We start from the raw sequence: 23,242 nt of genomic DNA on the forward strand, positions 1-23,242 counted from the left end.
CTCGACACCGACCTCATCTCGACACCGCCACCAGAGCGGCAATCAGGTCCTGGGCGATGGTGAGCGGTATCAGGACCGTCCACGCCACCGGCATCCACCGCTCCAGGCGCACCGTCGGCACCGACCGACGGACCCCGACCAGAACCCCCAGCACGGCGAAAGTCTTGACCGTCGACCACGCCCAAGCGGGCAGGACCGGGCCGAGACCGCCGCCGAGGAACAACGGGACCGCCATCGCCGCACCCGCGGTCAGGAGCAACCACCGGCCAGCGGCCAGGATCAGCCGGTCCGGGCCAGCCACCTCAGCGAAAACCCCGCCGGCCACGTCGACGCCGGCCGGCTGGTCGAACGGGCCGGTGAAAGAGAAGCCGAGCACGCTGAGCAGATACACCACGAACCCGACCGGCATCCACACCGCGAACCACAGGTGACGTTGGTGGGCGACGATCGTCCCCACCTGCAACGACCCCGCCGCGGTGGCCGCCCCTATCAGGGCGAACATGTGCGGCAACTCGTAGGCCAGTCCCTGGGCGACCATCCGGTACCCGCCGACCAGCGACAACACGCTGTTGGGTCCCCACCCCGCCGCCCACAGCGCCGCCCACGTGGCGATCTCCATGCCGTTGAACCACACCACCCCCACCCCGAGGTCGTCGACCGCCCACCGCCCAAAGGGGATCACCGCCGCCGCCAGCACCGCCGCTGTCGGCACGGCGATCAGCCCCAGCCGCCACAGGAGCCGGTCAGGGGCAAGCGTCGTCCTTCGCTGGCCGACCAGCAGCCGGGCGGTGTCGGAGCCGACCCCTGCCGCGATGGTCCGGGGACCGTACGGCTGACCGGCGGCCCGGGCCGCCAGAGCCCGGTCGGCGCAAACGGCCACCACCGCCGCCCCGCCTAGAAGGGGCAGCACGGCGAGCACCGCCCACAATGAGGCGGACTCAACCATCGGCGACCGAGGCGGGATGGCCGGCCATCTCGTCGACGTCGGGGTCGAAGCTGGCGACGATGAGCCGGGCCGCGCCGATCTCGGCGCCCACCACGAGGCGCTCGATCGCAGCCAGCAGCGGTTCGGGCGGGGTCACCGCATCGTGAAGGTACCCGAGCGCTCGACCGTCGCCGTGAGCGGTCAGCAGCACCGGGTCGTCGACCAGGTCGAGCATTTCGGCCGCCTCGGCCAGCCACTGCCGGTAGCGGGCGGTCACGTCGCCGCCGGCCCGGGCGACCGGGCCGGTCACACCGAGAGCGGTCGCGTCGGCGGCGCCGAGCACACCGAGCCCGGTAGTCATCCACCTGAGCGTGCGGGAACGTCCGACCCGGCGGGCCACGGCAGCAAAACGGCTGGCGACCTCGTGATGGGCTGCACCGGCCAGGACGTCGTCACGCAGCACGCGGGCGGCGGCTGCGGGGTCGGGCCAGCCGGCCACGCACAAGAAGCGGCCGAGACGGTCCAGGTAGCAGCCCGCGGTGCGCCGTGCCGCCTCGCCAACGGTCACCGCCTCGCCGTACATCGCCCGTGTCGCCGGCTCGACCCAAAACGAGCCGCGTCCTTGTGCGCCGACAAGTTCGCCCCGGGCGGATTGAATGATGTCGCCCTGCAGGGTGACCCGCAGCACCAAACCGGCAGGCCAGCCGACCAGCAGCGGACCGAGGGTGGCGTGGAGCTGGTCGAGCTTGAGGCCGTCGCGGTCGTCGCCCCGCTCCGCCATCGCCAAACCCGCTGGCATCGACATGCCGTCGTCCATGTCGCCGTGAGACATGGACGGATGCTCCGGTCCCTGCTGGTCGATGTCCGGCCCGGAGCCCTGATGGGCCTCACCTTGGCCAGCGGGGTCCTGGTCAGGTGACACGTCGAGATGGCGGTCGGCGGGATCCGGGCCGGGCGGTGACATCGCACCAGCTGCCATCTGATCCGGCGGCGTCGCATGGGCGCGTGGGTCCGAGCGGCCCGGTGTACCGCTACGTTCCTGGTTTGGCATTGCGAGCCGAGCTTTGGCCGCGTCCAGCGCGCCCGGGGCCAAGACGGCGGCGACGACACAGGTGCGGGAACGAGGGCCGGGGATCTCGGCCCAAAGCTCTTCCACCGCGGTCCTGAGACCTGTCGGGACCGAACCGCACACCACCAACACGTCGGCGTCGGCCGGGCTCCACGCCGTCGGCCAGTTCCGTCTCCGCAATTGCGCCTCGACCGCCAGGCGGATGGGGGTGCCGGTGGGCATGGCGGCCACTAGCACGTGCGGGCGCCGAGCGGCCGCCCTCAACATCCGGTGGGTTACGCCCATCGCATCGCCCCCTCACGCCAGGCGTAGGCAACCCCAGCGAGCAGGACCGCCAAGAAGCTGAACATCTCGATCACCGCACTGGCACCGACGGCGGCGACGACCCGCGTCCAGGGGTACATGAACACCATCTCCATGTCGAACGCCAAGAACAGCATCGTCAGGGTGTACCAGCGGACATGGAACCGGCTCAGCGCGTGCTCGCCCGGCAGCAGGCCCGAACCGAACGGTGCCGCCCGTAACGGCTCGCGGTCCACCCCGACCAGCCGGCTCATCCCGTAGATAGCCCCGACGACGCCGACCGTCACCACGGCCAAGACCAACACCGGCACGAAATCCCCGGTCATCGCCGGCCGGCCTGGCGCTGCGAGCCGACCGTGATGAGCGTCACGTCCGCCCCGTCGACGCTGTCCGCGGCCACCGGGTCCTCACGTTCCCACGCCATCGTCGAGGTGCACGTGGTGCGGCGAGGCATTGCATCCCGATCGAGTGTACGCGACGCTGCGACAGCAGGTCGTAGCTGCAGGGGACCTCTCGTTGGGCGCAGAGGGTCGTCTCGAGACAGCTCGTCGCCCGCCGCCCCTAGAAGACCAGGGCGGCGAGCGACACGGCGACGACCGCGGCGGCGACGGTGGCGACGGCACGGGGGCCGACTCTGGACTGGCGGGCCTCGACCCGGAGCCCGAGGATGGCTTGGCGCAAGGCGGTGTAAGCGCCGACCGCGGCGAGAAACAGCCACACTGACGACACACCGCCCAGCCCGACGGTCAGGCCCGCTCCGAGCGCCACGGCCGCCGCCAGGGCCGACTCGAGGAGCTGGGTCGGGACCCGGCGGGTGCCGACCCGCTGATCTGACGACCACAGGCCAGCGCGAGAGGTGGTGGGGCGGCCGGAGCAGCAGCCGGCGAAGAAACAGCCGACCCGGCCGATGGCCAGGCCGGTGAACAACCCGGGGGCTGCCGTGTCGAGGTAGGCCCCGACCGGGGTGCCCGACGCCAGCAGCAGGGACACGGCGACGATGACGAACCCGGCGAGGAAGCCTTGGACTGCCCAGCCCTCGAAGCGGGGCTCGCGGCGATGCAAATGCAACGCCACGAACCACACTTTGGCGGCGACGATGCCGGCGGCGACCCCCGCGACCGACACGGTCAGCGTCCCGCCCGGACGCGGGCGGAGATCGGCGACGATGACCTGCTGGACGATCAGCCCGACAACCGTGCCGATGACAGCGGTCGCCGCCCACACGACCGGGATGATCCCGGCGGCAACAGCCAAAGGCGGCAGATGGGTGGACAGGGGGCACCCATCGGGATTGGCCGGCGGTCGTCGCCGTAGCGACCACGACGAGACCGGCAGCCCCACGTCGGCGCTGCGGCGGGCGGGCCGTCCGTCGCGTCTGGTGGCATCGGTTTCGCCGACCAGCGCGGCCGTCACCGACCAGTCACCGGGGGTGAGGTCTCTGAGGCGAGCGGTCACCGCGACGGGGCCCGCTCGGCCGACCCGTTCGAAGGTCTCGTCGAGGGTGAAACGGTCGTTGGTCGGCGGGGATTGCTCGCCGTCGTCTTCGTCGAAGCGGGGTTTGACGAGGTGGCCGGCGAACCTGACGGCGAGGGTGTCAGGCTTGTCGGGCGACGGGGGCGGGCACCAGGCGGTGACGGCCAGCAACTCTTGGGCGGCCCGGTCGAGCAGTCCCGGCTGGCGTTGGGGCTCAGCCGGGACCGCATCGGACGGCTCGGGCGGCGCGGGAACCTGACCGGCTTTCGCAGACGACACACCCGGGATGCTACTACTGCTAGTCGGAGTTGGTGCGAGGGAGGGGGGATTAGGCGGCGGGGTAGCCGATGTCGGTGAGCTTGGCCTTGATGGCGTCGGGCGTGGTCTCGGTGTCGTCGTAGACGACATGGACGGCTTTGGTGTCGATGTCGACCTCGACGCGGTCCACGCCGGGCGCTTGGGTGAGGTCGCCTTCGATGCTGGCCTTGCAGTGCGCGCAGGAGATGTCGTTGGCGATCACATCGAGGGTGGTCATGGTGCGTTCTTCTTTCTGTTGTTGGTACTGGCTGATGGGTCAGGCCGCGGCAGGAATGGCCGGCCCGGCGGTGGCGTCCCGGTCGGTGGAGCCGCCCGGTTGTTGGGCGCGGTCGCTGCGTCCGAACCGTCGGAGCCTCAACGCGTTGGTGACCACGCTTACCGAGCTGAGCGCCATGGCCGCAGCGGCGAGCATGGGGGGCAGGACCCCGAAGGCGGCCAGGGGGACCAGGACGACGTTGTAGCCGAACGCCCAGCCCAGGTTCTGCCAGATGATCCGCCTGGTGGCCCGGGACAAGGTGATGGCATCGGCGACGGCGCCCACGTCGCCGTGGACCAGGGTGATGTCGGCGGCGGCCATGGCCACCCCGGTCCCGGTACCCACCGCGATGCCGATGTCGGCGGTGGCCAGAGCGGGAGCGTCGTTGATGCCGTCGCCGACCATCGCCACCGCGCCGTGAACGGTCCGCAGTTCCTCGACGAGACGGGCCTTGTCCTCGGGGCGCAGCCGCGCCCGGACCTCGTCCACGCCCACCTGGGCGCCGAGCGCGTCGGCGACCTCGGCCCGGTCGCCGGTGGCGAGGACCACTCGCAGGCCTTGGGCTCGCAGGTGGGCGACCCCCGACGCGGCGTCAGGTCGGAGCGCGTCGGCGACACCGATAACCAGTCGGATCTCTCCGTCGATCGCCACACCCACCGGTGTGTGACCTTGACCGGCGAGGCGGTCCGCTGCGGCCACGGCCCGACCTAACCGTTGGTCAGATACTGGGCCCGCCGCGGTATCCGCTGCGGCGAGCCAGTCCAGCGAGCCGACCTGAATCCGTTGGCCCTCCACCTCGGCCTCGATGCCGCCGCCGGGGCTGACCTCGACGGTGACCGCCTCCATGCCCAGCTTGATGCCACGCCGCTCGGCGCCGGACACGACGGCCCGGGCCAGAGGGTGCTCGGAGGAAGCCTCGACGGTCGCAGCCAACCTCAGCGCCTCGGTGCCGTCGGCGCCGTCGATGGTGATGACGTCGACGATCTCGGGGCGGCCCACGGTGAGGGTCCCGGTCTTGTCCACCACCACCACCCCTAGGTCACGGACGCGCTCCAGCACCTGGGCGCCGGAGATCAACAACCCCAACTCGGCGCCCCGGCCCGTGCCGACCATGACCGCCACCGGCGTCGCCAACCCGAGCGCGCACGGGCAGGCCACCACCAGCACTGCGACAGCCGGGATCAGCGACGCGACCAGAGCATGACCGGTGGCGAACCACCCCCCGAAGGTGACCGCGGCGACGACCAGGATCACCGGGACGAACACCGACGAGACCTGGTCGGCCAGGCGTTGCGCCTTGGACTTGCCGAGCTGGGCCCGCTCCACCAGGGCGGTGATGCGCGCCAGGGTGGTCTCTGCACCGGTGCGGGTCACCCGGACCGTGAGCGGTGCCAGGCCGTTGACCGTGCCCCCAGTGACCTCGTCGCCGGGAGCCTTGGCCACCGGGACGCTCTCACCCGTGACCATGGACTCGTCGATCGCCGCCGCTCCATCAAGGATCGTCCCATCCGCGGGGAGGGCCTCTCCGGGGCGAACCAGGATGGCGTCGCCGACGCGAAGGGCGTCGGCGCCCACCTCGAGCGTGGCCGTAGCGGTCGCGTCGGTGGGGGCTCCGGCCCGGGCGAGGAGGTGGGCGGTGCGGGGTCGCAGCCCGGCCAGGGTCTCGATGGCGTCGCCGGCCCGGCCTCGGCTCAGCACCTCGAGGTACTTGCCGACCGAGATAAGCGTGACGATCACCGCGGCCACATCGAAGTAGGTGGCCTTCCCGGGTAGGGCGAAGGTGGCTGCCACCGAGTAGGCGAAGGCCACGGTCGAACCGAGGGACACCAAGGTGTCCATGTTGACTGCCTGGTGCCGGGCCGCCTTCAGCGCCCCGAGATGGAATCCTGACCCCACCCAGGCGAACACCGGCAGAGCGAGGGCCAGCTGCACGTAAGGCGACCAGCCCGCGGTGGCAAACCCGTAGGCCAGCACCAGGACCATCACGCTGAGCGCGGCACCGGCCGCCAGTTTGACCCGCCGTCGCCGCAGGTCTGCCTGCCGGCGGGCCCGCCGAGCGGCGGCCTCTTCGGCCGGGTCCGATACCGGCTTAGCCACGGTGGCCTGGTAACCGGCGGAGTGGACCGCTTCGACGAGCGCCGCGGACTCGACCGGCCCGGCGAGTTCGACTTCGGCGGACTCGGTGGCCAGGTTGACCCGGGCCGACACCACGCCCGCCACGCCACTCAGGGCCCGTTCGACGCGCCGCACGCACGACGCGCAGGTCATGCCGGTGACCTCGAGCAGGGTCGACCGTCCCGGCGCGGACGAGCCGGAATGGGGGGTGTTGTCAGCGAGGACGGCGCGGTAGCCCGCCGATTTCACTGCGCTGGCCAGTGAGCCGGTGTCGACCGGGCCGGCTACGTCGACTTCGGCGGACTCGGTGGCCAGGTTGACCCGGGCCGACACCACGCCCTCCACGCCACTCAAGGCCCGTTCGACGCGCCGCACGCACGACGCGCACGTCATGCCATCGACACCGAACGCGTACCTGCTGGCGGCGTGGCCATCGAGGGTGGTTGAGGTCGCGTCAGTGGTCACGGCCGCTCGTTCATGTTCGCTGGGCACCGTTCTCGGTCCGTTCATGACTGCAGGAGCCGAGCGATGGCATCGGTGGCCTCCGTGACCTTGTCGTCGGCCTCGCGGCCGCCCGCGGCGGTCGCCTCGGCGACGCAGTGGCCCAGATGCTGCTCCAACAATCCGAGAGCGACTGCGTGGAGGGCCTTGGTGGCCGCCGACACCTGGGTCAGGATGTCGATGCAGTAGCGGTCTTCTTCGACCATGCGCTGCAACCCGCGGACCTGCCCCTCGATCCGCCGCAGCCGCTTGAGATAGGCCTCCCGGTCCGCTGAATATCCGTACACGTACCCTCCTCCGCTGCTCATCCCGGGTGATACTATACCGGGGGTGGGTACTAGCGGCGCTCGATCAGTGGGACCCGGCGGGTCCCGGGGACGTGGCAATATGGGCCGGCCATGGCGAAGAGGGCGACGACGCGCCGTTCAACAAGGGAAGCCACACGGTGTTGAGACGCGCCGCGCCGGGCAGCTTGGAGCAGGCCGTACTGGAGGTGCTGTGGGACCACGGCGGGTGGCTCACTCCCGGTGAGGTGCACGAACGCCTCGACGGGGCCCATCCGCTCGGCTACACCACAGTGATGACGGTCCTGGTGCGGCTATGGAGAAAGGGGCGCCTGGAGCGTCAGAAGGCCGGGCGTGCCTTCGCTTACCGTCCCAGCTCCAGCCGCGAGCAGAGCGTCGCCGAGCGCATGGAGGCCATCCTGGCTGCCGCCGCTGACCGCCCGACGGCGCTCGGGCATTTCGTCGAACGCCTCGACGCCGCAGAGCGCGCCCAGCTGCAACGCCTGCTCGGCGCCAGACGCAAACCATGACCGCGCTGATCCTGGCCGCCGGCCTCGTCGTCGCCGTGCCCGGCGCACTTAGCCGCCACGTCGCACGGCGACTCCCACCCCGAACGTGGGCCACCCTGGCGCTGGCCAGTGTCGTGTCGGCCGGGCTGTACGTGACGGTCGGCTTGGCGCTGCTGAGCGCACCCGTCGTCCTCCCCGTGCTGGCCGGGTCATCAGTGGCCGAAACGTGCCAGGTCCTCCTGCAGCGCTTCGAGCCCGGAGGGGCGGTCACCGCGTGGGCGGCGACCGTGCTCCTCGGCTCTGCCGTTGGCGTGGCCGCCGCTCGCCGGTGGCGGTCCCGGCGCCGCCGCGCGACCCTACGGGTCCCTTCCTACCTCGGCCTCCACGAACAGCAGGGCGGCTTCGAGCTCGTCACGGTGCCGACACCGACGCCGCTCGCCTACAGCCTCGGCGGCCCGCACCCCCAAGCCGTGATCTCGTCGGGGCTGCGGTCCCGGCTCGACGACACCCAGCTCTGCGCCGTCGTCGCCCACGAGGCTGCCCACCTCCGCTGGCACCACCAGCGCTGGCTCGACGCCGTCGACCTGGCCGCTGGGCTGTTGTGGTTCGTGCCCTGGGCCCGGCGCAGCGCCGCCTCCGCCCGGGTGGCCCTCGAGTGCTGGGCCGACGAAGAGGCCGCGACGGTGACCGGACGCGACGCGCTGCGCAGCGCCCTGCTCCTTGCCGCCGACGTCGCCCCCACCGCCGCGCAGGTCGCCGCCCTCAACGGCGCCGACGCCATCGCCGAACGCGTCACCATGCTCGATCAACCCTCGGGCGGCTCCGGCGGGATCGGGCCCGCCACCACAGGGCTTTTCGCCCTCGGTGCCGTCGCCGCGGCGGCCGGGGCCGTGGGAGGGGCACCGCAGCTGGCGGCACTGTTCTCCCACCTCTGTCCCCTGTAGGCAGGAACGTCCCGGCCCGCACGGGCGCTGGTCAACTACGACAGCCGGTACTAGCTTGTGGTTCCGTGAGCGGAGAGGTGATCGGCAAACGCACGACGCTGGATGCCGCCGCGATCGGCGGCACGGCAAACAGTCGGGTCTGGTGGCCGCGGTTCGGTCTCCTAGCCGTCGGGATGACCGCCACCTACATCGTGGTCATCGGAGCGCCCATCGCGATCATCCCGAACCCGCTGTTCCACCCGGTGACGCCCGCCGGGACCTGGAGCTACGTGTCCTGGCTGCTCCCCGCCGCGATGTTCGGCCCGCTGCTCGCCGCCTTCTTCGTGCCGTGGCCGCAAACCGGTCCCGTGGACCGACGCCTCGGCGACGGCGGCCTCGTTTCGTTCCTCGCTGTCAGCTGCCCAGTGCGCAACAAGCTCGTCGTGGTCGCCGTCGGCATTAGTAGCGGCGCCCTCGACTACTTCCGTCCCCTCCAACCACTCCTCGGCGGAGTTTCGCTCGCTCTGCTTGGCCTCGCCTTGTGGGCCGGGATCACGACCCTGACACGCGCCGCCGGAGTCCCTCCCCACACCGGAGCCCGCAGTGTCCCGCCGGCCAGGATCTGACGCCCCGATGAGCGCCACCGACGGTCCCGCATCAGCCCCCCGGCAGGCCGGACGGGGCGCCCAGCCGTTCCTGCCACGCTGGGTCCGCTTCGGGATGATGCCGTTCACCCTGGCGCTGATCATCTCGATGGTGATAAGCGCCGAGATGTACGTCCACGCCCGCAACGCGGCCGCAACGCCGAACCCGATGGTTCAGCTGATGGGACTCTCCGACGGCTCAGGAAACGCGGCCCCAGCGTTCACTCTCACCGACCAGCACAACAAGACCGTCGCCCTGACCCAATTCCGAGGCAAGGCCGTGCTGCTCGCCTTCATGGACTCGCACTGCACCCAGGTCTGTCCGGTCCTCGCCCAGGAATTCCGCCTGGCCGAGCACGATCTCGGCTCGACCGCGTCGCGGGTCGCGTTCGTTGCGGTCAACGTCAACCCCATGGGCGAGTCAGTGTCCGCCGTCGAACAGTTCAGCCAGACCCACGGTCTGACCAGTCTGGCGAACTGGTACTTCCTCACCGGCCCGACAACCGCCCTCCAGGCAGTCTGGAAAGCGTACGGGATCACCGTGATAGTGCCCAAGGCAGCCACCCAGACCGTCCACGCCGACTACCTGTACTTCCTCGACCCGAACGGACGCGAGCGCTACATCGCCAGCCCCCAGGTCGACCAGCACAAAGACGGCACCGGCTACCTCCCCCCAGGCGACCTCAACCAGTGGGGACAGGGCATCGCCACCTACCTCCAAAAGAGCCTGGGCCGATGATCAGACCCGTCTGCCACGCTTCTCACGCGTCGACCCGAAAGTAGCGGCAGCCGATGTCACCGTGGCTGCCTCTGCTCGCCGTCGTCGCCGGAATCCTCTCGTTCACCTCACCCTGCGCCCTCCCGCTCATCCCCAGCTACCTCTCCTACGTCTCCGGCCTGCCCATCTCCGAACTCGGCGAGGGTCGAGGCACGCCGCTGGTATTGCGCTCCTCGATCGCGTTCGTCGCTGGCTTCACCGTCGTGTTCACCGCCCTCGGGGCGTCCTCGGTCCTGGTCGGCTCGCTGTTGCTGCGCAACATGCCGACCATCCTCGACGTGGCCGGCGTGTTCATCATCGCCCTCGGCCTGGCATCCATCGGGCTCCTGCGCGTCCCGTTCCTCGCTCGGGAACGCCGCTTCGATCTCTCCCGGGTCCCTCAAGGCCCCAAAGGTGCGTTCCCGCTCGGCATGGCCTTCGCGTTCGGCTGGACCCCGTGCATCGGACCGGTCCTGGCCACCCTGCTAGCGGTGGCCAGCGCCACCAGCACCGTGATCACAGGGGGTGTCCTGCTCGCCTTGTACTCCCTCGGTCTTGGTCTGCCATTCCTCGCCCTCGCCCTCGGGTTCTCCCGGGCCCGCACCTCGCTCACCTGGCTGCGACGCCGCGGACGAGCCATCGAGATAGCCGGCGGTGTGCTCCTCATCGCCGTCGGCATAATGTTCGTCACCGGAGAATGGAAAAGCCTGTTCATCCCCCTCCAGACCCGCTTCGCCCAGCTCGGATGGCCACCCCTATGAGCACCGAACCCCTCACCGCGGGAACCGACGAGAATCCGCTCGCCTCGTCGCCGTTGCGACGTCGGGCCGGGAAACGCTGGTGGGGGGTGGCGGCCGCCGCGGTCATAGCCGGCTCCCTCGCCGGAGTAGGCGTCACCCGTCTGGCCCGACCCAGCGATACCTTGCACGCGACGTCGAACCAGATCATCACCTCCACCGGGGGTGTGTTCGACAAAGGTAACGGCCAGACCGCCCCCGCCTGGTCCCTCCCAAGCCTCCGAGCCCCCGCCAACACCGTGGCACTCAGCCAATTCCACGGCACGCCGCTGGTGATCAACTTTTGGGCGTCATGGTGCCCACCATGCCGGAAGGAGATGCCCGCCCTCGCCGCCACCGGCCGGCGACTGACCGGCAAAGTCGATTTCGTGGGCGTCGACACCAACGACCAGCACGGCGCCGCCCTCAGCTTCGCCGCCAAAACCGGTGTCGCCTACCCGCTCGCCTTCGACCCGCACGCCACAGCCGCCGGCAACTACGCCGTCTACGGGTTGCCCACCACCTTCTTCGTCTCCGCCGACGGAAAGATCCTCGGCCGCCAAGTCGGCGGGATGACCGAAGAACGCCTCGCACAGCTCATCACCCAAAACTTCGGAACCCAAACCGGCACCACCAACCCCGCCGGGTGAGCCGCTCAGACCGGCCCCAATGCATCTCCGGGGTGGACGGCTGACCGGCCTTTTTCGCCTGGGCGCCTTGACACAATTACCGGGACGGCAAGAAACCCCAAGGAGTCAATCATCGCGAAGCTCTGTGTCGCCTCGGAGCATCTCGCCGGCAGCGGAACACCAGTGCCCATCGGCTGGGCAGCGCGGCGCACAACATCAGGGGAGGGAAGCGACACCCGTCGAGGACGAACCAGGGCAGCCGGTGGTGCGATAGATTTCAACCAGTGCGCCTCGACGGCGGGGCCGCAGCCAGGACACCTACAGCCGACCCAGTTCTAGCGCCTGTCCCGCCGGATCGGCACAGCAGCCGGCACAATCAGCAACTCCATCCTGGCCCACCTCGTGATATCCGCTCAGCCATAGAACCCGACTATGACGAAATCACCGGGGGGCCCTTTGGTTTCCAGGTCACCCTCGAACAATCAGCCGGCGCACCAGGTCGTAGACCGCCGGGTAGCTCACCGGCGCGCCGTGCGGGCGCCCCCACAGGTTGACGAACACGTAGTCGCTGTCCAAGTCTCCGTACTCGCCGTGCATGTAGTCGGCGTAGAGACGGACCAGCTCCACGCTGACCGGGATCGCGCGCGCCTGGCCCGACTTGGACCGCGCGCCATTGTCGTTCGTCCTTGGCGTCACCGTGACTTGGCGGTCGGGGACAGCCCAGTCCTCGTGGCGCAACCCGAGTGCCTCACCGACACGCATCCCGGTGTCGTAGAGCACCGCCATCAGCAACCGGTCCCGGCGCCGGTCACAGGCGTCGAGGATCGCCTGGGCCTCACCGGCAGTCAGGGTCCTGGGCTGCTTGCGAGACGCCTTCAACCGGATCTGTCGGCGGCCCTGGGGTTCGCCCTTTGACACGTGATGCAAGAACGGCCGCCACGAGCCTCCTCGCCGCCCGGCCGGCTGCCAGGCTGTCAGCAGGCCACCCAGCTCAACCCCGCCGCGGGCTGCGTGCTGGTAGAAGGCGGACAGCGCCGACAGCTTGCGGTTGACCGTCGCCTCGCCGCAGTGGTGCTCCACCGACGGCAACACCGTGACCCGGGCCGCCCGGGCGCCAGGCGGTCGTCGCAGCCACGCCACGAACTCGCCGACATCCTCCAAACGCACCATCTGCCAGTCCAAGCCCCGCTCGGCGAGAAACACGAACCAGTCCTTCAAGTCATGGGCATACGCCTTGACCGTGTTCGGTGACCGCTCGATGTCGCTCAGATAGGCGAGGTATCGCTCGACCGGCTCCACCGGCAGGCCCTCGCCGTCCAGAACCGTCCACGACTCACGCTGCGAGTCGGGCGCCACCACCCTTTGAACGAACACCGAACCTCCCCGGAACCTGCGTGCTGGACCGGGGTAGATAACCACGTCCAGCACCCAGCCAAAGGCGCTCCAACCCCACGTCGGCTACGTCCCAGACGGCCCCCGGCTGACTCCAGATAACGATCGGGTTGCTGGTCTTGAGGTGCACCCAGTGCTCGGCGGGGAAGTCGAAGAAGCTGAGCAGCACATCAGCGTCGTCGACGACCTTGGCGACGGCCTTGGGCCACTTCGCCCCGTAGTCCCGCTCGAAGGCCCGGATCGCCGCCAGGGCGTGGTCGCGGTCCTCGGCGTCACGGATCTCCGCCAACGCCCGCCGAGCGGCCGGCTGCGCTGATTTCGGCAGGGCGTTGAGCACGTTGGCCGCCTTGTGCACCCAGCAGCGCTGAGCCCGGGTGTCGGGAAACACTTCCGCGAGCGCCGCCCAGAACCCCAACGCCCCGTCTCCGACAGCGATCACCGGGGCGCGCATGCCCCGGCGGCGCAGGTCCCGCAGCAGATCCGCCCAGGACTCGGTGGACTCCCGGATCCCATCGCAGATGGCGACCAGCTCCTTGGTCCCATCCGCACGGACCCCGACGATCACCAGGGCGCACAGGCGGTGCTCTTCCAACCGGACGTTGAAGTGCACCCCATCCGCCCAAATGTACACGTAGTCCCGATCGGCCAGCGAGCGCCGGGAGAACCGTTCGGCCTCCTCCTGCCACTGGGTTGTGAGCCGGGTCACCACCGAAGCAGACAGGCCGGCCTGGCTGCCGAAGAACCCTTCCAGGGCCGGGGCGAAGTCCTTGGTGCTCATCCCGTGCAGGTACATCAACGGGAGCACCTCGGACACCTTCGGGGACTTGCGGGCCCACGGCGGCAGGATCGAGCTGCGGAACCGGTGTCGCTCGCCCGTTGTCTCATCGACCCGGCGGTCGTTCACCCGAGGCGCGACCACCTCGACCGGTCCAGCCCCAGTCTGGATGCTCCGCGGCTGGGCGTGGCCGTTGCGGACCACCAGCCGCTTCCCGTTGTCGTCGACCTCACCCGCCAGGCCAGCCACGTACGCGTCGACCTCGGCCTCCAACGCCGCAGCCAGCATCCGCCGGGCGCCTTCGCGCACGATCTCGTCCAGAACCGAACCCAGCTCCGCGCTCGTCTGGTCATCAGCTACTACTCTCAACATCGGCGTTCCTTCCTCGCCGGGGCGGCAACCCCGACGTCTCTGATCAGTCAGTGAGGAAGGTACGTCGCGCCCTCGCGGCGATCCAGCATCCACAAGTTCTGGTTATAACTCCCGAGGTGATGGATCAGGTAGGCGGCTGACTCGGCGAGGTCCATCGGTTTGATGGTGTAGCGGGTGGCGATGCGCTGGTCGAGGGCGGCGAACACGCCCATGCGTAGTTGGCGGCTGAGCGTGGGTTGGCCGACCAGGATTCCAGCGAAGGGACTGGCCGAGTCCATCTCGGAGTTGGTGAGTAAGCGGATCTCCTCGAGCTGGGCGGGGGTGAGGAGGTGGGCTTCGTCGATGATGATCACGACCCGGCGATGTCGTTCTGCCTCTTCGGCGGCGAGCAGGGCGGCGGCTTGGGCCATGACCTCGACTTTGACGCTCCTATAGAAGTCAAGGGATGGAGGAGAGATTTCTCATGTCATTGTGTTCATGCTGCGTCGACCGCTGGGGTGATGGTGTCGTGGAGGACGCCGTAGACCTCGCGGGCGACGTAGCGCTTGAGGCAGCGGATGATCTCGGGCTTGGACAGGCCTTGGGCGGTGCGCCGCTCGACGTAGGCGCGGGTGGCTGCGTGGTGGCGCATGCGGACCAACACGACGCGATAGAGGGCGGCGTTGGCCTGGCGGTCGCCGCCGCGGTTGTTGAGCGCCTGACTGGGTGAGGACGCGCGGGGCGGGCGGCGACGTGCTGGGCGAGGACGGGGGCTGGGTGGCGTGGGGATGGCGTGGTGGGCGAGGGTCTGGGTGGACGCGCAAGGACCCTCCCGTCATCACTTGACCGGCGATCGTCGGGAGGGTCCTTCCTGGATGCCCGGAGGCACTGGTGAGGATGGTAGGGACTGACGACGTCGAGGTCGAACGCGTGCTGCGCGCTGGCCTGCTTGAGTGCGACTGCGGTGGGGTGCTGCGGCCGTGGGGGCGGCCCCGCGAGCGCGCACTACGCCAGGCCGGCGGTGGTGAGGATCGTCGTTCGCCGCGGCGGTCGCGGTGCTCGTTGTGTCGACGGACGCATGTGCTGTTGCCCGCTGATTCGCTGCTCGGGCGGCGTGATGCGGTTGGCGTGATCGGGGTGGCGCTGATGGCTCGGGCGGCCGGGTCGAGTATCGCCAGGACTGCGGCTCGGGTGCTCGGCGTGCCGTTCGCGACGGTTCGTGGCTGGCTCCGCCGGTTCGCTGTGGTGGCCGATGCTGTGCGGGCCAGGTTCACGGTGCTGGCGCATGACCTCGATCCCCAGCTCGGCGCGATCGGGGCGAGCGGCAGCTCGTTCGGTGACGCGGTCGAGGCGATCGGCGTGGCGGCCCGAGCCGCCGCGCTGCGGTTCGGGCCGGTCGACGCGTGGCAGCTCGTGGCGTCAGCGACGGGCGGCCGACTTCTTTGCAACACGAGCTGCCCCTAGTTGCGGGGCCTGCCGGGCGGTCAGGGTCTCGGTTCATGCCTGCAACTTGTTGTCGTCGCCGTGGGTGACCGCCGTCGTGATGTCGCGCTGTTCCGCTACTCGCTGATCCGCGAGGCCGCCGACCCCGAGCTGTCGAAGCGCGAACGCGGCGCACTGGTTCGGCATTTGGCCGCCCGTGAGCACGTCATGGTTGACGGGACCCGTGTCCGTGTGGGTCGTTCGACGTTGGACCGGTGGATCCAGCGCTGGCGGACGGGTGGCTTCGACGCGCTGGTCGACCCGCCCCGCCAAGTCGTGCCCGGCACGCCGGGCGCGGTGTTGGACCTGGCGGTCAAGCTGAAGCGGGAGGTCCCGGGCCGGACCGCGGCGCAGGTCGCCGCCATCGTCACGACCGCTGAGGGCGTGGCGATCTCGGAGAGGACTGTGCAGCGCCTGTTCGCCCGGCACGGCTTGAACACCCGGCCCGACGGCACGCCGCCCGCCGCGTTCGGCCGCTTCGAGGCTGCGGCCCGCAACGACCGCTGGACTGGCGACGCCCTCCACGGTCCGGTGGTCGCGGGCCGCAAGACGTACCTGTTCGCGTTCATCGACGATCACAGCCGGGCCATCCCAGGGCATCGGTGGGGGCTGTCGGAGGACACCGTCCGCCTCGAGGCCGCCCTCCGCCACGGCCTCGCTTCGCGGGGTGTGCCGAAATCCATCTACGTCGACAACGGCAGCAGTTTCGTAGCTGCCCCGCTCATCCGGGCCTGCGCGGTGCTGGGGATCCGCCTCGTCCACTCACGGCCCGGGCAGCCCGAAGGGCGGGGGAAGATCGAACGGTTCTTCCGGACAGTCCGCGACCAGTTCCTCGTCGAGATCGCCGCCCGCCCGCCCGAGGGACTGGTCGAGCTGAACCGCCTGTTCGCGGCATGGGTCGAGACCGCGTATCACCGCCGCGTTCACAGCGAGACCGGCCAGACCCCACTCGAACGCTTCAACGCTCCGGGCCCGCCGGCACTGCCGTCGCCTGCGCTGCTCCACGAAGCGTTCCTGTGGTCCGAGCACCGGCAAGTGACCAAGACCGCGACCGTGTCGCTGCACGGCAACGTGTTCGAGGTCGACGCCTCCCTCGTCGGCCGCAAGGTCGACGTCGTGTTCGACCCCTTCGACCTCACCGCCGTCGAGGTCCGCTGGGAAGGCCGATCGATGGGCAACGGCATCCCACAAGTCATCGGCCGCCACACCCACCCCATGGCCCGCCCCGAAGCGCAGCCGCCGCCCGCCGCGACCGGCATCGACTACCTGGGCCTGCTCGCCCAGCAGCACGAACGACGCCTCGCCGAGGCGGCCCGACCCATCGACTACTCGGCTCTCGTCGTCGAGTCGACCGACCCCGAGCAGTGCCCGGGCCAGCTCATGATCCACCACCCCGAAAGCGACAAGACCTGATGAGCATCGATCTCCTGCAAGCCCACTACGGGTTCACGCGCACCCCGTTCGGCCGGGACCTCGCGCCCGGCATGCTCCACAAGAACGCAGGTCACGGCGAAGCCGTCGCGCGCATCAGCTGGTGCATCGCGGAGAAGGCGCTCGGCGTCATCACCGGCGAGGTCGGCTCCGGCAAGACCGTCGCCGTCCGCGCCGCCACCACCGCGCTGGACGCGTCCCGGCACTCAGTCATCTACCTCGGGAACCCCGCCGTCGGCGCCCGCGGGATCTACGCCACCATCGTCACCGCCCTCGGCGGCGTGCCCCGCTTCCACAAGGCCGCGCTCATCCCACAAGCCGCTGACGCCCTCGCCGCCGAGGAAGCCGAGAAAGGCAAACGGGTCGTCGTGTGCGTCGACGAAGCGCACCTGCTCTCCGCCGATCAGCTCGAAGAGCTGCGTCTGCTCACCAACGCCGACATGGACAGCCACGCCGCGTTCGCGTGCCTGCTCATCGGCCAGCCAACCCTGCGCCGGCGGATCAAGCTCGGCACCTTCGCCGCCCTCGACCAGCGGATCCGGCTCCGCTACGCCATGCCATCAATGAGCGACGTCGAGACCGCCGGCTACATCGCCCACCACCTCGCCCTCGCCGGCCGCAGCGACACGATGTTCAGCGACGACGCCGTCGCCCTCATCCACCAAGTCGCACGCGGCCTGCCCCGCGCCGTGAACAACCTCGCCGTCCAAGCCCTCGTCGCCGCCTACGCCACCAACAAGAGCATCGTCGACGAAGCCTCAGCCCGAGCCGCCGTCACCGAGATCACCGCCGACTGACGCCGCCACCACAATGACCACCACGACGCCTCAGCGCGCCCCGATCACAGCCTCACCAACCCTGTCGCCGCCATCGTCACCCAGCCTGTCGGCCAACAGCGGTTGAGGCGGTGTCGGACGGTCTTGCCCGAAGACGCCTCGACGGGCGCGGCGCCGCAGAGCATGGCGAACGCCGCTTCGGATCGGAGACGGTCGGGGTTGTCACCGGCGGCGACGAGCAGCGCGCCGGCGGTGTCGGGCCCGACGCCGAAGGTCTCGACCAGCTTGGGGGCGGCTTCGGCGGTGAGCTCGGCGAGCTGCCCGTCGAGGGTGCTGATCTCGGTGTCGAGGGCCTGGTAGCGGCCGGCCAGGGCCCGCAGGGCGGTCTTGTTCGCCGCTGTGGTCGTCGCTTCACGGCCGGAGCGCAGGCGGGCGGCGGTGGCGACCAGGGCAGCGGTCGACAGGCCGCGTAGCTGGTCCCGTAGCTCGACGGGTGCGGTGACCACGAGCGACTTGAGGGCGTTGAGAGCCTGGGTACGGGCCTTCATGGCGGTGGCCCGGGCGACGCGCAGTACCCGGATCATCTCGACGAGGTCGTCGCCGGACTTGGGGGTCCCGGTCGCCTCGCCCGAGATGACCGCCCGGGCCGCGGCCTCGGCGTCGGCCGGATCGGACTTGCCGTTGCGCCGCCGGGTCTGACGGTTCGGGCGGACGACCTCGATGACGTGGTGGTCCGCCGCTCGTAGGTGCCGGGCCAGCCCAGCCCCGTACGAGCCGGTCCCCTCCACCCCGAACGCCTCGACCGGCCCGGCCGTCTCCGCCCAGGCCACTAGCTTGGCGTAGCCAGCCGTGGTCGTGGGAATCGTGGTCGAGTCGATCCGGCGTCCGAGGCCGTCGAGGGCCACCGCCACGTGAAGGTCCTTGTGGGTGTCGACGCCGATGACCACACGGGTAGGGCCGATCTGCGCGATGTTGGTCATGCCATCTCCTTGCTCTGATGGGTGGTGATGGCGAGCCCGGCTGGACGGGCGGACAGCACTGTGAGGGGGCCTCAGGCCAGGCTCCTATCAGGTCACTGCCCGTTCGGTCGGGTGCGCCGGCGGCGGCCCGGCCACCAGGTCGACAGGTCAAAGTCCAGGCATCAAGCCAGTGGAATGCGAGGGTCAGACCTGGCGCCGGGGCCGCCACCGGGCGATCGTGGTCGAGGGGACCTGTAGTGGTGGTGGATGCCCGTCGCCCACTACGACTCCGCTCTGTCGCTGTCATGGCTCACCGCCGGCCGGGCGCGACCCACCAATCACGTAGGCGATGTGATCAGCCAGCCGTTCTGCCGAGCCCTGCGACAGCCCGACGGTCACGATCGCGCTCGCCCCGGGCCGCCGGAGCCGGACCATGAACACCCGGTCCGGGGGGCGACCCCACGAGCTGGCCGACCCGCGGTCGACCTCCACGATCAACTGCGCGGCAGATGCGCAGACAGTCCCACATTCGGTTGCAGCCGGAGCCGACAGGTCAGATACAGGGCACGGAGCCGGTGGATACGAGGGGTCAAGCTCCGACTGCAACCTCATGGAAGAGATCATCACAGTGGAACCGGGGGGCAGCCCCGAGCGCCGAGACGATCGTGACATACAGGCCGCGTGTCCCGAAGGCGGGGTTGGCGACATAGACGACTAGGTGCGCGGCCGGGTCGAGGGCGGCGACCGCTGCGCGCACTGCGGCGGTCTTGCCGGCGCCGACGTCGCCGGTGATCACGCCGAGGGCTGACTCTCCGACACAGAAGTTGATCCGGGCGACGGCTTCGGCGTGGGCTGGTCGGGCGTAGAGGTCCTTGGCCGGGATGGTCTTGGAGAACGGGGTGCGTCTGAAGCCGAAGTGGGTGACCCACGGAGCCCGGCTCACGACGCCGTTCCGGTGTCGAACAGGCCGAGCTGATCGCCGTCGCCGTTCAGGCCGCCGTCGCCGGGGCCGGCGACGTCACGGAAGGAGATCGGAGTTGAGGTGACCGCCTCGTGTGCTGCTTGGACCATGCCCAGGTAGTCGACGCCGGTAGCGGGTGCGGGAGCCCGGGCCGCTTGGGGCACGGCTGGGTGCACGTGGCGGCCGAGCACGAAAGGGATGGCGACCCCGGCGGGGCGCCCGTCGATGATCACGTCGAGGCGGGTGAGGTCCTCAGGGTCATAACGCAGCTCGACTCGACGGCCGACGAGGGCAGGGTCGACGGTGTAGCGGTTTCCTGCGAGCGACACCGTCGCCGTGGCGGTCACTTTGCGGATCGCCGACCATCTGAACGCGTCAGCCATCACGGAACGCTCCGCGGCCCGCGGCGCCCCTCCGGCTGAGAACCGGTCGAGGGGGCTCTGGCCGGTCTCGGCGTGGACCCGGGTGTTGGCGACCTGCTCGGCCCAGGCCATGAACGTGTCGTTGAGCTCGTCAAGGCTGGCGATCCCTCTCGCCTCGGCCTCGGTCAAGAACCGGTCACGGATGTAGCGGTTCAGTCGTTCCTGTTTTCCCCGGCCTTGAGGCGAATACGGTCGACTGTGGATCAGGCGCACGCCGAGCACCGCGCATGTCCGTTCCAAGGCGGCGTTAGCGAACGGGGCCCCGTTATCGGCGTAGAGGGCCTCGGGCAGTCCCCTTCGTTCGATGGCGGCTCGGAGCACGTCTTGGCCGGCCCGGGTGTTCTCCTCGTTGACCCAGCGGCCATGGACCAACAGCCGGGAGTGGTCATCGACGATCAGAAACAGTCGGGCCCTGCGCGAGCCGGCGGCTCGGGGATGGGGGACGAACGGACCGACGAGGACGTCGGTGATCCACCTCTCGTTGGGCCGTGACGCCTCGTAGCGCCCGAACGCCCGAGGAGTGGCCCCCAAAGCGGCACGCGACAGCCCCCGGGCTCGCAGGTGGGCGGACACGGTGCGCTCCGCTATCCGCACCCCGTGGCGGCGCGACACGATCTCGGCGATCTGGGCGGCGGAACGCGCGGGCAGCTCGGCGCGCAGGGCGCACCGCCTCGTCGATCAGGGCGGCGTTGGCTCGCACCGCCCCGGCATCTGAACGTGTCACCGGCCGCAGACCGACCAGGCCACGGGCCCGATAGGCACGGATCCAACGATCCAGCGTCCCACGGGAGTAGCAGCGAGTGCCGCCATCGGGATGGGGGTGGGCGAGACGGGCGATGTCGCGCACCAACGCCCCCCCCCGCTCGGCGGGGCTGACCCGGTCGCTCACCGCCTCGGCGATCAGGGCGTAGCGGTGTAATGCGACGGCTTCGTCGTGGTCGTTCATGGTCCCATCTCCTCGCTGCCGGGGAGCGTCCCCGGCACCGGAGCAAGCAGACCGCGCCCGCCGAGGCCGGTCCACGGTGGGATCGTGTTGGGCGACAGCGCCGCCCCGCCGCACACGACCGCCCAGTTCCGCCACGCCGGGCCGGCCCGAGCCCCGAGGACACCTCGGGCCGCGCACCAAAGCGCCCCGACCGCCTCAACGCTCGCCCGCTGCGCGTCTGGCGATAACCGGGGGGCCACCCCGCCGAGGCTCACCACGACCGCTGTCACCCCCGCCACCAGCATCGCCGCACGGTCCCGGTGACGCCGTCGCCAGCCCCGCACGCTGCTTTCAGGCACGTCGATCGCCCTCGCTACCGTCGCGTCAGAATCGCCCGACACCCCAGCTGCCAGCGCCGGCCCGATCACCTCGATCCCGTCCAGGCGGCCGAGCAGGCAAAACGCCGGGACCAGGGCGTGGCTCGTGACACAGGCCCGACAACGCATGCGGGCGAACCACACCCGGACTGCAACCCCAACACGCACGAAACGCCAGTAGCCGCCCCAGCGCTGCATCGGCCCATCGCAGCCCGGGCACGCCGGCCGGGGAACCGCGACCGACACGCCAGCCGCGGCATACGCATCGACATCGAGCAGGCAGGGCCATACGATGGCCACAGGCGAACACCGCCTCTGGACCCCGCCCTCGACCAGTGCCAACTCGACAGGGGCGGGGTCCTTCGCGTGGAAAGGACCGCCAATCCTGCCCCACCATCCCCACGCCATGCACGAAGAACCCCGCCAAAGCCAGGCTCCCGGTGCTCAACCAGTCATGCGCTCAACAAGGCCTCGGCTCATGGCATCGCTATCGGTGGCGTAGCGGTCCAGCTGTCAGCAGCTAACGGGCCCAGCCCTCCCATACGGGCGTCGTTGGTTGGCGCTCCGATTGCCCCTAGTGGAGGGTTCCGGCGAGTCCAGCAGAACCCCTCGTGGCCGGTCGTTCTCTTCGGGCGAGAAGCAGTCCGTCTGCCTCGAGTGGGCCCGGCACTCCCTCACGCTTACGGGGCCCGGGGGGTGGCAGCGTCGCTCTACCCCGCACGGCGCCCGCCGCCTGCAACAGCGGCCGTCCGACGACTACTATCCTCTTTAGGAGATGAGCTGGTCCTATAGGAGGTGGTAGGCGTGCACGGTGTGTTGATGGGTACCGCCCTGCTGGCGGCGTTCGTCGGCGGCGTGGTGGCCTTGTTGGCGCCGTGTTGCGTGTCGGTGATGCTGCCTGCCTACCTGGCCACGGGGTTCCGACGCCGGGGCGGGATCGTGGCCGCAACGGTGGTGTTCGGGGCGGGGGTGGCGACGGTGATCGTGCCCATCGGTTTGGGCGCGTCGGCGTTGACCGCGCTGGTGTCGGGCCATCACATGGCGGTGTTCTTGGCGGGAGGGTTGGCGATGACCGTCGGGGGGGTGGCGGTGCTGGCCGGCTGGAAGCCCAAGCTCCCGATGCTGATGGGCCGGGCTCCCGGTCACGGTCAGCGCGGCGTGGTGGCGATGTACGGGCTGGGGGTGTTCTCGGGGGCGGCGAGCTCGTGCTGCGCCCCGGTGTTGGCGGGGGTGGCGGTGCTGTCGGGGGCGGCGGGATCGTTCCTGCCGGCGTTGGCGGTGTCGTTGACATACGTGGCGGGGATGGTGGCGCCTCTGGCGGTCCTGGCGGTGATCTGGGATCGGCGGGACTGGGCCGGCCGGGTGTTGCACGCCCGGCAGGTGACATTTGGGGTGGGCAGCCGGCGGTGGCGGCTGCCGTTGGGGTCGTTGCTGTCGGGTGTGGTGCTGGTGGGAATGGGGGCGTTGACGGTGGTGGTGGCGTTCACCGGTCCTGGTATGGGTTCAGGCGGTTGGCGTGAACGAGCGGCGGCTGATCTAGCCCATTGGGCGGCGGTGGTGACCAAGGATTTGTCGTGGATGCCGGGGTGGGCTACGGCAGCGCTGCTGGTCTTGGCAGTCCTGGGCGTGGTGCGCCATGTCCGCCGGCATGGTGCGCCTGACGCGGTTGTCGACGGGGACCAACGGGCCGCGGACGTCGAGGCGGCATACGGCCCCTGCGTGGGCGAGGCACCCCCCGAAGCGGCCGTGACGGCCGAGGTACCAGTCGAAGGGTCTATCCAGGTGAGGAGTGGCGTCGAATGAGCAATCGAACGGCGAAGAGGCCGCGGCCGAGATCGGCACCGTCCCGCAGCGCCCGGGAGCGGGCACGTCAACCGCCGGTCGGTCGGCGCCGCTCACCAGACCCACG

At 70.2% G+C, this 23,242-nt stretch carries 24 protein-coding genes and 3 pseudogenes; 10 read left to right on the top strand and 17 right to left on the bottom strand.

The window, feature by feature from the left end; genetic code table 11:
* Nucleotides 1–13: 13 nt before the first annotated feature.
* From K6U06_RS15255 to K6U06_RS15290, 8 genes are all read right to left on the bottom strand, one after another.
* Nucleotides 14–946: a complex I subunit 1 family protein gene (locus K6U06_RS15255; protein ID WP_262322813.1), complete on the bottom strand. Its 933-nt coding sequence runs from the start codon at nt 944–946 to the stop codon at nt 14–16.
* On the bottom strand, nt 939–1,757 hold the full coding sequence (locus tag K6U06_RS15260; protein WP_262322814.1) for a hypothetical protein: 819 nt from the start codon (nt 1,755–1,757) through the stop codon (nt 939–941). Before K6U06_RS15260 ends, K6U06_RS15255 begins: the two co-directional genes overlap by 8 nt.
* Nucleotides 1,758–2,269: 512 nt before the next feature.
* The gene (locus tag K6U06_RS15265; RefSeq protein WP_262322815.1) at nt 2,270–2,623 is read right to left on the bottom strand and encodes an NADH-quinone oxidoreductase subunit A; all 354 of its coding nucleotides are present in this window, start codon (nt 2,621–2,623) and stop codon (nt 2,270–2,272) included.
* Entirely contained in the window at nt 2,620–2,751 is a 132-nt protein-coding gene (locus K6U06_RS15270) for a hypothetical protein (protein WP_262322816.1), read from the bottom strand. The genes K6U06_RS15265 and K6U06_RS15270 overlap by 4 nt, the downstream gene beginning before the upstream one ends.
* 107 nt (nt 2,752–2,858) lie before the next feature.
* Entirely contained in the window at nt 2,859–4,049 is a 1,191-nt protein-coding gene (locus tag K6U06_RS15275) for a prolipoprotein diacylglyceryl transferase (protein ID WP_262322817.1), read from the bottom strand.
* Nucleotides 4,050–4,098: 49 nt separating this feature from the next.
* Nucleotides 4,099–4,305 carry a heavy-metal-associated domain-containing protein gene (locus K6U06_RS15280; protein WP_262322818.1) on the bottom strand — a complete coding sequence of 69 codons (207 nt, stop codon included), beginning with the start codon at nt 4,303–4,305 and terminating at the stop codon, nt 4,099–4,101.
* A gap of 39 nt (nt 4,306–4,344) precedes the next feature.
* A complete protein-coding gene (locus K6U06_RS15285; protein WP_262322819.1) occupies nt 4,345–6,924 on the bottom strand; it encodes a heavy metal translocating P-type ATPase in 2,580 nt (859 codons plus the stop codon).
* A gap of 41 nt (nt 6,925–6,965) precedes the next feature.
* Entirely contained in the window at nt 6,966–7,268 is a 303-nt protein-coding gene (locus K6U06_RS15290; RefSeq protein ID WP_262322820.1) for a metal-sensitive transcriptional regulator, read from the bottom strand.
* Nucleotides 7,269–7,339: 71 nt separating this feature from the next.
* Between K6U06_RS15290 and K6U06_RS15295 the strand changes: the two genes are divergently transcribed.
* From K6U06_RS15295 to K6U06_RS15320, 6 genes are all read left to right on the top strand, one after another.
* Complete coding sequence (locus tag K6U06_RS15295) at nt 7,340–7,774, top strand: BlaI/MecI/CopY family transcriptional regulator (protein WP_262322821.1); 435 nt, start codon at nt 7,340–7,342, stop codon at nt 7,772–7,774.
* Nucleotides 7,771–8,697, top strand: a complete 927-nt coding sequence (locus K6U06_RS15300) for a M56 family metallopeptidase (protein ID WP_262322822.1) — start codon at nt 7,771–7,773, stop codon at nt 8,695–8,697. Before K6U06_RS15295 ends, K6U06_RS15300 begins: the two co-directional genes overlap by 4 nt.
* 65 nt (nt 8,698–8,762) lie before the next feature.
* The gene (locus tag K6U06_RS15305) at nt 8,763–9,302 is read left to right on the top strand and encodes a hypothetical protein (protein ID WP_262322823.1); all 540 of its coding nucleotides are present in this window, start codon (nt 8,763–8,765) and stop codon (nt 9,300–9,302) included.
* Between the two features lie 7 nt (nt 9,303–9,309).
* Nucleotides 9,310–10,059, top strand: coding sequence for an SCO family protein (locus K6U06_RS15310; protein ID WP_262322824.1), 750 nt, complete (start codon nt 9,310–9,312; stop codon nt 10,057–10,059).
* 53 nt (nt 10,060–10,112) lie between these two features.
* A complete protein-coding gene (locus tag K6U06_RS15315) occupies nt 10,113–10,838 on the top strand; it encodes a cytochrome c biogenesis CcdA family protein (RefSeq protein ID WP_262322825.1) in 726 nt (241 codons plus the stop codon).
* Complete coding sequence (locus K6U06_RS15320; protein ID WP_262322826.1) at nt 10,835–11,503, top strand: TlpA family protein disulfide reductase; 669 nt, start codon at nt 10,835–10,837, stop codon at nt 11,501–11,503. The genes K6U06_RS15315 and K6U06_RS15320 overlap by 4 nt, the downstream gene beginning before the upstream one ends.
* Nucleotides 11,504–11,965: 462 nt before the next feature.
* Here K6U06_RS15320 and K6U06_RS15325 read toward each other — a convergent pair.
* From K6U06_RS15325 to K6U06_RS15340, 4 genes and pseudogenes are all read right to left on the bottom strand, one after another.
* Nucleotides 11,966–12,856, bottom strand: a pseudogene (locus K6U06_RS15325) (tyrosine-type recombinase/integrase); the annotation flags it as partial.
* A 121-nt stretch (nt 12,857–12,977) separates the two neighbouring features.
* A pseudogene (locus K6U06_RS15330) lies at nt 12,978–14,021 on the bottom strand (IS256 family transposase); the annotation flags it as partial.
* A 47-nt stretch (nt 14,022–14,068) separates the two neighbouring features.
* Nucleotides 14,069–14,431 (bottom strand): AAA family ATPase, encoded by a 363-nt coding sequence (locus tag K6U06_RS15335; protein ID WP_262322828.1) that lies wholly within the window; start codon nt 14,429–14,431, stop codon nt 14,069–14,071.
* Nucleotides 14,432–14,496: 65 nt separating this feature from the next.
* Nucleotides 14,497–14,709: pseudogene (locus K6U06_RS15340) on the bottom strand (IS110 family transposase); the annotation flags it as partial.
* Nucleotides 14,710–15,080: 371 nt separating this feature from the next.
* Here K6U06_RS15340 and K6U06_RS15345 point away from each other — a divergent pair.
* From K6U06_RS15345 to K6U06_RS15355, 3 genes are read left to right on the top strand one after another with little or no spacing between them, the layout of a single operon-like run.
* The gene (locus K6U06_RS15345) at nt 15,081–15,464 is read left to right on the top strand and encodes a helix-turn-helix domain-containing protein (protein WP_262322829.1); all 384 of its coding nucleotides are present in this window, start codon (nt 15,081–15,083) and stop codon (nt 15,462–15,464) included.
* Between the two features lie 60 nt (nt 15,465–15,524).
* A complete protein-coding gene (locus K6U06_RS15350; protein WP_262322830.1) occupies nt 15,525–16,895 on the top strand; it encodes a DDE-type integrase/transposase/recombinase in 1,371 nt (456 codons plus the stop codon).
* A complete protein-coding gene (locus tag K6U06_RS15355; protein WP_262322831.1) occupies nt 16,895–17,710 on the top strand; it encodes an ExeA family protein in 816 nt (271 codons plus the stop codon). Before K6U06_RS15350 ends, K6U06_RS15355 begins: the two co-directional genes overlap by 1 nt.
* A 44-nt stretch (nt 17,711–17,754) precedes the next feature.
* Here K6U06_RS15355 and K6U06_RS15360 read toward each other — a convergent pair whose 3' ends face one another.
* The 5 genes from K6U06_RS15360 to K6U06_RS15380 form a co-directional block, all read right to left on the bottom strand.
* The gene (locus K6U06_RS15360) at nt 17,755–18,669 is read right to left on the bottom strand and encodes an IS110 family transposase (protein WP_262322832.1); all 915 of its coding nucleotides are present in this window, start codon (nt 18,667–18,669) and stop codon (nt 17,755–17,757) included.
* A 282-nt stretch (nt 18,670–18,951) separates the two neighbouring features.
* Entirely contained in the window at nt 18,952–19,140 is a 189-nt protein-coding gene (locus K6U06_RS15365; protein ID WP_262322833.1) for a hypothetical protein, read from the bottom strand.
* Between the two features lie 97 nt (nt 19,141–19,237).
* Nucleotides 19,238–19,591, bottom strand: a complete 354-nt coding sequence (locus K6U06_RS15370) for an AAA family ATPase (RefSeq protein ID WP_262322834.1) — start codon at nt 19,589–19,591, stop codon at nt 19,238–19,240.
* Nucleotides 19,588–20,643 carry a DDE-type integrase/transposase/recombinase gene (locus K6U06_RS15375; RefSeq protein WP_262322835.1) on the bottom strand — a complete coding sequence of 352 codons (1,056 nt, stop codon included), beginning with the start codon at nt 20,641–20,643 and terminating at the stop codon, nt 19,588–19,590. The genes K6U06_RS15370 and K6U06_RS15375 overlap by 4 nt, the downstream gene beginning before the upstream one ends.
* A 330-nt stretch (nt 20,644–20,973) precedes the next feature.
* Nucleotides 20,974–21,531 carry a hypothetical protein gene (locus K6U06_RS15380; RefSeq protein ID WP_262322836.1) on the bottom strand — a complete coding sequence of 186 codons (558 nt, stop codon included), beginning with the start codon at nt 21,529–21,531 and terminating at the stop codon, nt 20,974–20,976.
* Between the two features lie 621 nt (nt 21,532–22,152).
* Here K6U06_RS15380 and K6U06_RS15385 point away from each other — a divergent pair.
* On the top strand, nt 22,153–23,136 hold the full coding sequence (locus tag K6U06_RS15385) for a cytochrome c biogenesis CcdA family protein (protein WP_262322837.1): 984 nt from the start codon (nt 22,153–22,155) through the stop codon (nt 23,134–23,136).
* Nucleotides 23,137–23,242: the final 106 nt, after the last annotated feature.

The organism is Acidiferrimicrobium sp. IK, from assembly GCF_025499425.1.
Taxonomy (GTDB): Bacteria; Actinomycetota; Acidimicrobiia; order Acidimicrobiales; family Palsa-688; genus Acidiferrimicrobium.